Origin of the sequence: Rothia sp. HC945, assembly GCF_051370785.1 — a bacterium.
GTDB lineage: Bacteria > Actinomycetota > Actinomycetes > Actinomycetales > Micrococcaceae > Rothia.
In genome coordinates this window covers 1,147,470-1,159,730 of record NZ_JBFCSN010000001.1, presented here as the reverse complement: position 1 = coordinate 1,159,730, position 12,261 = coordinate 1,147,470, and the positions used below count along the sequence as shown (strand labels likewise).

9 protein-coding genes and 1 tRNA gene are annotated in these 12,261 nt (G+C 63.0%); 4 read left to right on the top strand and 6 right to left on the bottom strand.

Going from position 1 to position 12,261, the window contains the following annotated elements:
• Window positions 1-235: 235 nt before the first annotated feature.
• A complete protein-coding gene (locus tag AB0Y14_RS05090; protein WP_436588117.1) occupies window positions 236-1,303 on the bottom strand; it encodes an NAD(P)-dependent alcohol dehydrogenase in 1,068 nt (355 codons plus the stop codon).
• A gap of 175 nt (window positions 1,304-1,478) precedes the next feature.
• Between AB0Y14_RS05090 and AB0Y14_RS05085 the strand changes: the two genes are divergently transcribed.
• Window positions 1,479-2,963: an MFS transporter gene (locus AB0Y14_RS05085; RefSeq protein WP_436588116.1), complete on the top strand. Its 1,485-nt coding sequence runs from the start codon at window positions 1,479-1,481 to the stop codon at window positions 2,961-2,963.
• A gap of 226 nt (window positions 2,964-3,189) precedes the next feature.
• Here AB0Y14_RS05085 and AB0Y14_RS05080 read toward each other — a convergent pair.
• The 4 genes from AB0Y14_RS05080 to AB0Y14_RS05065 form a co-directional block, all read right to left on the bottom strand.
• Window positions 3,190-3,263 (bottom strand) — tRNA-Pro (locus AB0Y14_RS05080).
• Window positions 3,264-3,382: 119 nt separating this feature from the next.
• Window positions 3,383-6,310 (bottom strand): FAD-binding and (Fe-S)-binding domain-containing protein, encoded by a 2,928-nt coding sequence (locus AB0Y14_RS05075; protein WP_436588115.1) that lies wholly within the window; start codon window positions 6,308-6,310, stop codon window positions 3,383-3,385.
• Window positions 6,311-6,458: 148 nt separating this feature from the next.
• On the bottom strand, window positions 6,459-7,394 hold the full coding sequence (locus AB0Y14_RS05070; protein WP_436588830.1) for a metallophosphoesterase: 936 nt from the start codon (window positions 7,392-7,394) through the stop codon (window positions 6,459-6,461).
• Window positions 7,395-7,463: 69 nt separating this feature from the next.
• A complete protein-coding gene (locus tag AB0Y14_RS05065; protein ID WP_436588114.1) occupies window positions 7,464-9,617 on the bottom strand; it encodes a transglycosylase domain-containing protein in 2,154 nt (717 codons plus the stop codon).
• A 202-nt stretch (window positions 9,618-9,819) separates the two neighbouring features.
• On the opposite strand from AB0Y14_RS05065, the gene AB0Y14_RS05060 reads away from it, so the two are divergent.
• From AB0Y14_RS05060 to AB0Y14_RS05050, 3 genes are all read left to right on the top strand, one after another.
• The gene (locus tag AB0Y14_RS05060; RefSeq protein ID WP_436588113.1) at window positions 9,820-10,020 is read left to right on the top strand and encodes a hypothetical protein; all 201 of its coding nucleotides are present in this window, start codon (window positions 9,820-9,822) and stop codon (window positions 10,018-10,020) included.
• A gap of 4 nt (window positions 10,021-10,024) precedes the next feature.
• Window positions 10,025-10,507 (top strand): RidA family protein, encoded by a 483-nt coding sequence (locus tag AB0Y14_RS05055; protein ID WP_436588112.1) that lies wholly within the window; start codon window positions 10,025-10,027, stop codon window positions 10,505-10,507.
• 154 nt (window positions 10,508-10,661) lie between these two features.
• Window positions 10,662-11,480, top strand: a complete 819-nt coding sequence (locus tag AB0Y14_RS05050; RefSeq protein WP_436588111.1) for an NUDIX hydrolase — start codon at window positions 10,662-10,664, stop codon at window positions 11,478-11,480.
• Window positions 11,481-11,577: 97 nt separating this feature from the next.
• On the opposite strand, the gene AB0Y14_RS05045 is transcribed toward AB0Y14_RS05050, so the two are convergent.
• Window positions 11,578-12,255, bottom strand: coding sequence for a Crp/Fnr family transcriptional regulator (locus AB0Y14_RS05045; protein ID WP_129314673.1), 678 nt, complete (start codon window positions 12,253-12,255; stop codon window positions 11,578-11,580).
• Window positions 12,256-12,261 lie beyond the last annotated feature (6 nt).

The following is a 12,261-nucleotide window of genomic DNA, read 5'->3' as shown; positions in this document are numbered from 1 at the left end:
AGAGGCCATGTATATCCAAAACGGTGCTTCGATGGGTGCTTGCCCGACCACACAACAACGCTGGTCGGGCAAGACCGTGCCTTCGCCGATTACCGCCCAACACAGTCGGCAGAAGGTCTCGGCACGCAAAGGAGCGCCGCGTGAACGGGACCGCCCATAGGGCTGTCCCGTTCACGCGGCGCTCTCACGTGATCGTCCGCAAAGCAGGCACCGTCAGTGCCTCAAGTTTCGGTGATCAGGCCTCGACCTCAACATCGGCGAATGTGGACGTGTCGATGACGCAACGGAACTTCACATCACCGGCGACGACGCGATCGTAAGCGTCGTCCACCTCCTGAACCGAAACCGTCTCGATCTTCGCACCGAACCCGTGCTCGGCGCAGAAGTCCAGCATCTCCTGGGTCTCGGGGATACCGCCGATGTTCGAACCGGCAATCGCCTTGCGGCCGCCGATGACCGAGGCGAAGCTGAACTCCTGCTTCTCGGGCGGCAAACCGACTACTGCCATGACACCGCGCGGCTTGAGCAAACTCATGTACTTGTCCACCGGGATGGATGCGGAGATGGTGTTCAGGATCAGGTCGAACTCACCGCGGTGATTCTTGAAGAAGTCCTCTTCGGACGTGGCCAACGTACGGGTCGCGCCAAGCTCCTTGGCCTCCTGCTCCTTCTTGAGGGAACGGGAAAGGACGGTCACCTCAGCGCCCTTGGCCGCAGCGATCTGGACGCCCATGTGTCCGAGACCACCCAGACCAAGCACCGCAACCTTCTTGCCCGGTGCGGCATCCCACGTGGCCAGAGGCGAATACGTGGTGATTCCTGCGCAGAGAAGGGGAGCGGCGACGTCGAAGTCCAGAGCATCGGGGATCCGCAGAACGAAGTCCTGGTTGACGACGACCTTCTCGGCGTAGCCACCCTGAGTGATGCTGCCGTCGACGTCTTCGGAATCATACGTGCCGACCATGGCGCCACGCGTGCAGTTCTGTTCCTGCCCGTCGCGGCACTCCTCGCACTCTCCGCAGGAGTTGACCATGCATCCGACGCCCACGCGGTCGCCGACCTTGTACTTGGTGACCTCGGAGCCCACGGCTTCGACGACGCCGGCGATCTCGTGACCCACGGTCAGCGGGAAGTGAGCCTCGCCCCATTCGTTGCGAATCGTGTGGATGTCGCTGTGGCAAATGCCTGCGGCCTTGATATCGATCAGGACGTCGTCGGGCCGCGGATCCCGGCGGTGAATGGTGGCGACCTTGAACGGTGCGTCCGGTCCGGTCTTCTGAAGTGCTTTGACTGCAATGGGCATATGAATGCCTCCTGACGTCGTGCTGATGGGATATGTATAAATGTACGGCTATATCTGAGCCATGTCCGGAAAGTTCGCCATGCGCATTATCGGCTGTGATCTTGCTCAGGATTGTGACCCCCGATGTGGATGGGCTCATGGACGCATCCTTGAGGTGCGAGTACAAGTAGGAGATATGCCTACAGATTTGCCCGGAAAATTCGACGCGGAGCAGAAGAGGATACTGGCCCTTACGCTGGTGCCGCTCTTCATGTCCCTGCTCAGCGTCTCCATCGTCAACGTGGTTCTGCCCGCCGTTCAGGAATCGATCCATGCCGGGAGTTCCGAGTTGCAGTGGGTTCTCTCCGGGTACGCCCTCGCTTTCGGCGTGCTGCTCGTTGCTGCCGGACGTGCCGGCGACGTGTACGGCCGCGGCAGACTGTTTATCCTCGGCGTGAGCTTGTTCGGTCTGGGAGCCCTCGTCTCCGGGCTGGCGCCCACGCCGATCGTTCTGAACATTGCTCGCGTGGCCATGGGTCTCGGCTCCGGATTTCTGAACCCCCAGGCCATCGGCCTCATTCAGCAGTACTTCAAGGGAGCCCAGAGAGGCAAAGCCTTCGGCCTCTTCGGCGGCGTCGTCGGCGCTTCGGTGGCTATCGGGCCGGTGCTGGGCGGTGTGCTCATCAGCCTGTTCGGCCAGGAAATCGGTTGGCGGGCCGCCTTCCTCGTCAACGTTCCGATCTGCGTGGTCGCGATTCTGCTGGCCAAGGCGTGGTTGCCCGATTCTGCGTGGGAACCCGTACCCGCGGAGCACTCGACCTCGTCGATGCCCGTCGTGTCGAAGAACGGATCGGCCCCGCGTCCCAAGGCTGACCTCGACCCGGTCGGGCTCGTCTCCTTCGGCCTGGCGGTCCTGCTCGTCATGCTTCCGTTCGTCGAGTCCTCGGTCGGCCGCTGGATCTGGGGTTCCATCGTGGTGGCCGCGGCCCTGTTCGTCTTCTGGGCGTTCTGGGAGAAGAAATACCGTCAACGTGGCGGCGAGCCCATGATCGACATGGAGCTGTTCAGGACTCGCTCTTTCGCGAACGGGACCATGCTCATCGGACTCTACTTCGTCGGTGTGACCAGCATCTGGGTGCTCGTGGCGCTCTACATGCAGTCCGGCCTGGGGCATACCGCGCTCGCCTCTGGGCTCATGGGATTGCCCGCGGCGGCCGCCAGCGCCATCAGCGCGCCGCTCGCCGGCCGGCACATCGTACGCATGGGACGACCGCTCGTGCTGATCGGTATGGGTTCGGTCTTGTTCGGCCTCCTGACCACCGCTCTCCTGGTGTACCTCCACGGGCAGGTCGGTCTCAGTGAATGGTGGATGCTTCTCAGCCTGACCTTCGTCGGCGGGGGACAGGGGCTCGTCGTGAGCCCCAACCAGACCCTGACCCTTGCCGACGTGCCGATGCGCTATGCCGGTTCGGCGGGAGGCGTGTTGCAGACCGGTCAACGAGTCGGCACCTCGATCGGAATCGCCGCTATCACGGGCATCGTCTTCGCGATCGTCGCCCACTCCAGCTGGCCTACGGCCATGGTCGTGGGGTTGCTGGTCATCGCCGTCGTCGTGATCCTGGCGGGAATCATCGGTGTGCGCGACGTCGTGACGAGCCGACGCGAGGCCCACGCGGCTTAACGCAGGACGACTGGACCCCCACCACGTCGTCCGGGTGAAGAGCGCCAACCGGGTCTCGAAAAGGCACGGCCCGGACGCCGGACGTTCCGGGCGGGGCGCTAGCAGCGCCGACAAGAAAGCCGCGGGTCCGTCATCGACGGAGCCGCGGCGCGGGGGCACATGGCCAGTGCCCGCTTAAAAACCTGAGTCGCGGAACCGTACGAACGGTGCCGCGACTCAGCGAGGGTCGGGATGACAGGATTTGAACCTGCGACCTCGTCGTCCCGAACGACGCGCGCTACCAAGCTGCGCCACATCCCGATGTTGACTTGTCCGCTCGGGAAACCCGGTATCGCGTCAAGCAACTTCTCTAGAATAGCGGATCGGCTATATCGCGGCAAACCAGTGGTTCGTGGCGACGGACACGCCGGCATCACGGGTCACCGACTGGCCCACTCCACCAGTTGGAGAATGTTCTGGTACGTGTGCCCCGTGGCTTCGGTCATTCCCTGCTCGCACGTTCGGTTCGACGAGGCGTAGGCCGCGTACCGTCGTTGGTTGACCTCGCGTGCTTCGTCGCGCGTGGCCGATTGAGTGAGCTCAGGATGCAACATTCCGCGGTCCCCGGCGTAGGCACAGCATCCCCACGCGAGTGGGACATCGCATTTCTCGGCCACGGCGTTACCGAGTTCCTCGAGGTGCGGTCCGAGTCCCAAATGAGTCAGCGAGCACGTGGGATGAAGTACCAGAGACTCGACCTTGCGCCGGATCGTCAGCATCGGAAGGACCGTCGTCGCCACGAATTCCACGGAGTCCACGAAACGGATCCGGGAGAAATCCCGAGTTTCCCCGTCGGATGCGTGCTGCGGACCGGCGGCCGCGGCGTCGAGCACCTTGGCTTTCATGGTTTCGAGACCTTCTGTACATGAGGAGGCATCGCAGACCACGGGCAACCGTCCGCCGTCCGAGGCGGTCCACAGACCGTCGAGGACACGGTCGGACATGACGGAGTACCCCTCCGTGAACCCCTTGGACTTCCAAGGGGTACCGCAGCACATGGAACCGATCCCTTCCGGGGTGTTCCATCGCAACCCGACGCGATGAGCCACGCTCATCAGCGACGAGCCCGCGCTCTGATCAGCCGCTGACCCGGAGGAATCAACCGCGCCGAACATCGAGTTCACACAGGCCGGGAAAAACACGAAGTCCGCAGCAGGATCGGTTCTCCCGGCGCGGCGTCTTCCGCCCGAGGGCAGATGCTTGTTGTATCGGGGCACGACGTCCTCGCCCACGACGGTGCGACCGACGTCGGTCGCGGCTCTCGGCACGGGCCAAGGAAGCATTTTCGCGGTCCTCAGGCCATAGTTGGCCAGATTATTCGCGGCCTCCCAGTGCTGCGCCGCGATCTTCCAGCCCGAGCTCTCGGCGGGGCGCTGGTGCTCGGAACGCAATCGACGAATCAGGTCACCCGTATTGATGTCGACGGGGCACCGGGTCACGCACATACCGTCCACCGCGCAGGTTTGTTCTCCCTGATAGTCCCAGTCGGCTTCGATCTTCTCGACCAGATCGTGGTCTCCGCGGGCGCGCGCTGCCTCGAGCTCCCGGCGCATCACGATTCGTTGCCGAGGGGTCAGCGTCAAGTCTTTGGACGGGCAGACCGGTTCGCAGTAGCCGCACTCCACGCAGCGATCAACCTCTTCCTCAACCGTCTCGGCGACCTTGAGGTTCTTGACGTAGGAGTCAGGATCGTCGTTGATCACGACCCCGGGATTCAGCATGGCCCCCGGGTCCACGAGCCGCTTGACCTCGCACATGACCTCGTAGAGCTCGTCCCCGAATTGGCGACGCACGTACGGGGCCATGATCCGGCCGGTGCCGTGTTCCGCTTTGAGAGACCCCCGGTTGCCCAGCACGAGGGAGACCATGTCCTCCGTGAAGTCACGGTAACGGTCGAGTTTTTGTGTCTCGGAAAAACGCTCGTTGAGCATGAAATGGATGTTGCCGTCCTTGGCATGGCCGAAAATCACGGAATCCTGATATCCGTGGGTGTCGAACGTGGTGCCGAGGTCGCGGCACGTCTCGCCCAGCGCATCGACCGGGACCACAACGTCCTCGAGCAACGCATTGGTTCCGGACGGGCGATTCCCCGCCACCGTCGCGTACAGGTTGTTCCTCGCGGACCACAGGAGGGCGCGCTGGGACGGGTCCGTCGTCATTTCGGCGGGGGAGGACAGCTTGAGCCCTTCCAACATGGAACGCGCGGCCTCGTGACGCTCGGCCACCTCTTGCGAGGTCTTGGCCTGGAACTCGACGAGGAGTGCAGCATGTTGGTCAACGTCGATTCGAGCGAGCGAGTCCGCGACCTTCCCCGATCGTTGGGCGACGCGGATCGACGTCGAATCCAGAAGCTCGACGGTCGCCATGTCGGCTTCGACGAGGCTCGGGACCGTTGACGTCGCGGAGATCAGGTCCGGGAAGACGAGGAGGCCGGTCGAAGCGGCCGGCAGGATCTCCACCGTGCGGAAAGTGGCCGAGGCGACGAAACCCAAGGTGCCTTCGGAACCGATCACCAAGTGCTCCAGAATGCGGACGGGATCGCGGAAATCCAGGAAGGCATTGATTCCGTACCCCATCGTGTTCTTCATCGAATACTGATGCTCGATGGTCCGTCGTGATTCCGGGTTCTCGACGACCCGACGGCGCAGACGCAACAGACCCTCGTGGAGCTCCGGCTCCTGGTCGCGCAAACGGGAGTCTGCGTCCGGTTCAGAGGTGTCCAGGGTCGTCCCCGACGGCAGAATCAGGACCATGGAGTCCAAGGTGCGGTACGTGTTGAACTCAGTTCCGCAGGACATGCCCGAAGAATTGTTGGCGATGACTCCGCCGATCGTGCAGGCGGACGACGACGCCGGGTCCGGACCGATCTTGCGCCCCCAACGACGGAGGGCCCCGTTGACGGCCCCGACCGTCGCACCGGGCTGGACCCGCACCTTGTTCCCGCCGTCCAGGACTTCGATGCCGCGGAAGGCCCGACGGGTGTCCACCATGACACCGTCCGATACGGCCTGGCCGGAAAGGCTTGTGCCCCCTGATCGAAAAGTCACCGGCAGTCCGGCCCGAGAGGCCGCGGCCATCACGGCTGCTACCCCGTCCGCGGATTCGGGGCGCACGATGCCCTGCGGGACGAGAAGGTAGTGAGACGCATCGTGGGCCATCGCCAAGCGGTCGATTTCCTTGGACGACGCCGTGCCGGCGTGGCTCGAGTCCATTCCCGCAGCCATGGCGTCGAATGCGGGGCTCGGCGGGGCCGTTGGCACCGTGAGCGCGGAAGGCGGGGAAGAGGGCAACGATGTGGTGGAGGTCATGTTTCCATCCTAGGATCATGACGTTCGGCGTGCCACGGAGGTTTACCATTCCTCAAGAACGACCAAGGCAAGACAGGGCAACGGAGAGAACGGCAAGGGCCGGTATATGGCATGGCGCGGTCCGTCCCGCGCGTGGCGGATGCGGGCCTTACCGGTCGCGGCTTCCCCGTTCCCGGGCGGTCAGGCGGAGGAGGACGGCCTCGGGCGGGCAGAACAGCCGGACAGCAGCAAATCGAGACGTTCCCAGGCCCGCGGTCACCTCCAACGGGATACCTTCGTCGTAGGAAATCCCGTGAGCCCTGGCGGGGTCGAGATCGCAGTTGGAAACCACTGCGTGCCCTCCCGGAAGGCAAATCTGTCCACCGTGCGTGTGGCCGGCGAACATGACGTCGGCGCCGTCTGCGACGAACCGGTCAATGGTTCGTTTGTAGGGCGCATGCATGACTCCGACGCGCAATGACGGTTTGGGCGCCCTCGGGCCGGCCGCGGCCTCGTCGCCGGCCAGTCCGATATCCGCCTGCGGAAATCCTGGATGGCGATCGTAGCCGAGGTGAGGGTCATCCACGCCGGAGAAGTCGAGGCGGACGCCTCCGATCTCCATGCTGTCCGCCCGGTTGACCAGTCCGATCCAACCGCGTTCGTCGAAGGCTTGGTGCATGCGCCGGAACGGAAGGATGTCCGGGGCATCGCGGTCCCTCTTCTCGTCACCGGTGTGTTTCCACAGGTATCGGGCGGGGTTCTTGAGTTTGGGCGCAAAGTAGCAATTGGATCCCGGCACGTAGACACCGGGCAGGTCCAGCAACGGATCCAGGGCATCCAGCAAAGGGGCTAGGGCCTCGGTATGGCTGAAGTTGTCTCCCGTGGAGACGACCAAGTCCGGGTCCAAGTCCGCGAGGGAGTGCATGAACTGCGTCTTGCGCCGTTGCCCCGGAATCATGTGCACATCCGAAATGTGCAATACGGACAGGGATGGACTTCCGGGAGGCAGGATCGGGAGGGTTTCCTCCCGCACATGGAAGCGGTTCAACTCGACGAAGTGCCCGTACGCAAGCACGGCGGCCCCCGCAGCGGCCGAAAGTCCCATGCTCCTCAGAGCCAATGAGACGATCGACGTTGCGGGGGCCGCCGGTCGGTGAGTGGTGTTCACCGTGGACTACTTCGCCTTTTGCGACTTGATCTCGTCGCCCTTGACGCTGTCCGAAGGATCCGTGAACGGGTCCGTGTTGTAGTCGCGGGACACGGCCTTCATGTAGTCCTGCCACTGGCGGCCTGCGTAGGTTGCACCATCGACGTAGTCCTTGGTCTGGCCACCGATGCGCAGCCCGTTCAGGGAGCGGGAACCCAGGTCCACGTTGCCGACCCAGGAAGCCGTGGAGACGCCCCGGGTGTAACCGACGGTCCAGGTCTGGGTCGAATCGTCAGTGGTACCCGTCTTGGCGGCCGACGCGTTCTCCAACCCGATTCCTCGGTCGTGGGCCGAACCCTTGGTCAGAACGTTCTTCAGGACGTAGTTGACGCCCCGAGCCACATCCGTGTCAATGGCCTGATGGCAGTTGACCGGTGCCACGTCCATGGGCTGACCTCGGCGATCGGTAATCGACTCGATCGAGCGCGGGGAGCAGTACTTGCCCTCCGAGGCGTAGGTTGCGAAGGCGTTGGCCATGGCCATGGGAGCAACGTTCTCCGTACCGATCAGGGATGCGAGGGAATCCTGGGTCTTGATCTGATCCCCTGTGCCATCTCCCTTGACGATGCCAAGGTCCTGCGCAGTCTTTCCGATACCGCACAGGTCCAGGTAGTTGTCCATCGCGTACAGCGCGGAGTTGATCGAGTTGTAGATACCCTCGTTGACTGTCATGGGCCGGTTGTAGCCCTCTTCGGCGTTCTGGAAGGACCAGGCGCCGTTCGCGCCGGGATTCTCCACCGTGCCGCCGGGCTTGCAACTTGCTCGCCATTTGGTTCCGGCCGGATAGCTCAGCGGAGACGCGTCGATGTTGGCGTCGACGCCGTTGCCTTCCTTGATCCATTGGGTCAGAGAGAAGGGCTTGAACGTTGAACCGGGCTGGAAACCGGGGGTCCCGCCCATGCCGGAGTCCACGTTGTAGTTGTAGACCGTGTTTCCGACACCCTCGCCGTTGTTGTAATTCGAGTTCTGGGCCATCGAGAGGATATTGCCGGTACCGGGTTCGACAGAGACCATAGAGGAGCTGACTGAGTCGGGGTTGTCGTCGGTCGGCTGGGTCTGGTTCACCTGGTCCTGGGCGGTTCCCTGGTCCTTGCTCTTCAGCGTCGTCTTGATGGTCAGTCCACCGCGGGTCAGCAGAGCCCGACGCTCGTCGCTGTTGTCCCCGAAGCGCTTGTCCTGAAGGAACTCGTTACGCACGTAATCACAGAAATATGGGGCATCGGTTGCAGCTTCACAGCCCGAATCCGTGGTGTGGATGTCCAAGTCCAGCGGAGCGTCCGAAGCCTGGTCGAACTGTTCCTGATTGATCTTCCCGTGCTGCAACATGGTGTGGAGCACCGTATTGCGCCGGTCCGTCGCTGCCTTGGGGTTCGCTTGAGGATCGTAATAGGAAGGGGACTGGACCATGCCGGCCAGCAGAGCCGACTGCTGGACGTTCAGGTCCTTCGCATCAATGCCCCAGTAATAGTGGGCGGCGGCCTGGACACCGTAATTGCTGCCGCCGTAGTTCACGAGGTTCAGATAGCCGTTGAGGATGTCGTCCTTCGACTTGTTCTGCTCCATCGAAATGGCAAGCTTCATTTCTTTGATCTTGTCCAGCATGCCCTTGTTGGACCCCATGGTGGTGGTCGCGTCGGCACCACTCTGGGTGGCCTGATCGATCAGCAGGTTGTTGACGTACTGCTGGGTGATCGTCGAGGCGCCCTGACGTGCTCCGGGGTGCACCAAGTTGTTCAGCAAGGCTCGTCCTATACCAAAGGCATCGACACCGCCGTGGTCATAGAAGGTGTCGTCTTCGATGGACAGCTGCGCATCCTTCATGCTGTCGGAGATCTGGTCGAACGATACTTCCGTGCGGTTCTCCGAGTAGAACGTTGCCAGCTTCTGTCCGTCGCTCGTCAGAATGGTGGACGGCTTGGACAGCGGACCCGCGGAGAGGTCGTCGGGGAGTCCCTTGAACCAGTTGATCGAGGCACTCGCCGTCAGACCGGCTGTGGCCGCCGGCGGGATGAGGATGCCGGCAGTCACGAACCCCGCAACGATACTGAGGGCAATGAACTGGATGAAGTCGCTCGGGGCTCGCCGTTCACGCCGCCGAGCTGATTTCTTGGGTGAAGCCATTCCAACAGCATACAAGTCGATGAGACAAAACGTGCGCGTCAACGGTCCCACTGTGGACAAAACTGGGCGTGTCACGGACCGCGCTGAGAGCCCCCTGGACGCGTGCCCGGAAACCGCACTGTGTGAGACGTGAATCGACCAAGCATCCGTGGTGTCGCCGACTGGAATAGCGCGGTCTTGCGGCGGTGGATAGGCTGGGGCCATGACTCAATGGGAATACGCAACAGTTCCGCTCATGATCCATGCGACCAAGCAGATCCTCGACAACTGGGGACAGGACGGATGGGAGCTCGTCACGGTCCTTCCCGGTGCGGCTCCCGCGGGCGACGCCCCTTCGGGAAACATGGTCGCCCCAACACAGTCGAACCCGATTGCCTACTTCAAGCGTCCCAAGGAGGGCTGAGATCGTGGCAGATTCCAAGGTTGAGGAACGGCTGGCCGCCGAAGGTCTGCAGGTCCCTGACGTTGCCGTACCGGTTGCTTCGTATGTTCCGGCTGTGATTTCCGGCAACTATGTTTACACCTCTGGACAGATCCCGGTGCAGAACGGTGATTTTGCTTTCAAGGGCAAGGTGTCGGATGGCGGCGAGCCAGGAACCGTCGGGTTGGAGGATGCCCAGGGGCAGGCCCGAGTGTGCGCGCTGAATACCTTGGCGGCCGTCAAATCCGTGATCGGAGACCTGGACCGTGTGTCCAGGATCGTCAAGGTCACGGGCTTCGTCAGCTCGGCCCCCGACTTCACAGGCCAAGCCCAGGTTCTCAATGGGGCGTCCGAGCTCTACGGCAAGGCGTTCGGAGACGCTGGCGTCCATGCCCGATCGGCTGTGGGAGTTGCGGTCCTTCCCCTCGACGTGCCCGTTGAAGTGGAACTCATCGTTGAATTTGCCTAACCCTCTGACGCTGCCTATTCACCGGGTCACCGCGAAAAGTGGTCCGGCTGCCGATCCGCGGGCTGGCGGTGCTTCGTACTATCCGTTGACTCCGCGCGAGGCGACGGCCGCCCGGGCATGGATGGCAGAGGAAGACAAGACAGCCTGCTGCCAGATGAAGACGGCGGCCGCCGTGGTGTACATCCGTGAGGGTGCCCAAGGGCTCGAGACTTTTCTCACGTACCGCCCGACCCCCGAGTCGCCGATGGGTCGCATCTGCTTCCCGGGCGGCGTCGTCGAACAGGACGATCACGAGCCGGTGGGGTGGTATGGCCCGACTCCCGCGCAGTGGGCTCAGAAGCTGGGGCACGACGACGTCGTGGTGGCACGCAGCGCCGTGGTGGCTGCCGTGCGGGAGAGTTTTGAAGAGGTCGGCGTCCTGCTGTCTGGTCCCAACGAGCAGGACACGGTCGAATACACCGAGGCGAGCGAGACGATGGCTTCGCGGGAAGCGATTGCCGGGCACGACCTGGGCTTCATCGCCTACCTCAAACGCGGAGGACTCAAGCTCCGCACAGACCTTCTCAAACCTCTTGGCCGGTGGCAGACCCCTGATTTCTCGCACCGACGCTTCGATACCCACTTCTTCGCGTCGGTGGTTCCCGTGGGCCAACGTCCCAAGCTTCTGTCCTCCAAGGGTGTCTGGGGCAGATGGGTTCCCGCGCGCGACGTGGTCGCGGACCGTTCTTCCACAGCTTTGGGTGACGAAATCGGTCGAGAGGACACGGTAGGACGTGCTCTCGAAGAACTCATGACGCCGGGAACACTGTCCGTGCTGGAGTCTTTGGCCACGTGCCAGACGACGATCGCTTTTCTGACCAAAAAGCGTCAGGTTCACGTCAAGAAGCCGGAGCTCGTGGAGAAGAACGGGGAGCTCATGCTGGCCTTCACGCCCCCGAAGGACGCCGTCAGGACCAGAGCCAAAGGAGCTTAGCGCAAGGTCGGGCGACGGTCCGTATAAAAGAAGGAGCCGGGTGCGCAAGCACCCGGCTCCTTCTCAAGTCACGACGCGAGAGCGCCCGAAACACCGATCAGCGGCTCCTCTGTCGCAACCGCTGCAGATCGAGGATGACGACGGCCCGGGCTTCGAGCCGAATCCAGCCGCGCTGGACGAACTCGGCGAGGGCCTTGTTGACGGTCTCGCGAGAAGCACCCACGAGTTGCGCGAGTTCCTCCTGGGTGAGCTCGTGGGCAACCAGGATGCCGTCCGTGGCAGGGCGGCCGAAACGGTCCGCCAGGTCAAGGAGTGCCTTGGAGACGCGCCCGGGGACGTCGGAAAAGACCAGATCGGCAAGGTTCTCGTTGGTCCGGCGGAGACGACGCGCCAGGGCCTGGAGGACCTGTCCGGAAATCGAGGGGCTGCGGTCCATGGCCTTCTTGAGGCTGGAGTGCTTGACTCCGGCCAGGCGGGATTCCGACACCGCTGTCGCCGAGGTCGAGCGGGGGCCCGGGTCGAAGAGCGCCATTTCACCGAAGATTTCGCCGGGTCCCATGATCGCGACCAGATTCTCGCGTCCGTCCGACGCGGTGCGGCCGAGTTTGATCTTGCCGGAGACCACGAAATACAGCTGGTCCCCCGGGTCGCCCTCGTAGAACAACGTTGCACCGCGCGAGAGGTCCACCTCGGTCAATTCCTCGGTGAGCGCGCCAAATGCTTCGTCGTCCAGGGTTGCGAAGAGGGGAGCCCTACGCAGAACCTCGATATCCATAATTCT

Coding starts and splice junctions, on each gene's coding strand:
- AB0Y14_RS05090 (WP_436588117.1), bottom strand. CDS start 1,303: ATGCCCATTGCAGTCAAAGCACTTCAGAAGACCGGACCGGACGCACCG.
- AB0Y14_RS05085 (WP_436588116.1), top strand. CDS start 1,479: ATGCCTACAGATTTGCCCGGAAAATTCGACGCGGAGCAGAAGAGGATA.
- AB0Y14_RS05075 (WP_436588115.1), bottom strand. CDS start 6,310: ATGACCTCCACCACATCGTTGCCCTCTTCCCCGCCTTCCGCGCTCACG.
- AB0Y14_RS05070 (WP_436588830.1), bottom strand. CDS start 7,394: ATGGGACTTTCGGCCGCTGCGGGGGCCGCCGTGCTTGCGTACGGGCAC.
- AB0Y14_RS05065 (WP_436588114.1), bottom strand. CDS start 9,617: ATGGCTTCACCCAAGAAATCAGCTCGGCGGCGTGAACGGCGAGCCCCG.
- AB0Y14_RS05060 (WP_436588113.1), top strand. CDS start 9,820: ATGACTCAATGGGAATACGCAACAGTTCCGCTCATGATCCATGCGACC.
- AB0Y14_RS05050 (WP_436588111.1), top strand. CDS start 10,662: ATGAAGACGGCGGCCGCCGTGGTGTACATCCGTGAGGGTGCCCAAGGG.
- AB0Y14_RS05045 (WP_129314673.1), bottom strand. CDS start 12,255: ATGGATATCGAGGTTCTGCGTAGGGCTCCCCTCTTCGCAACCCTGGAC.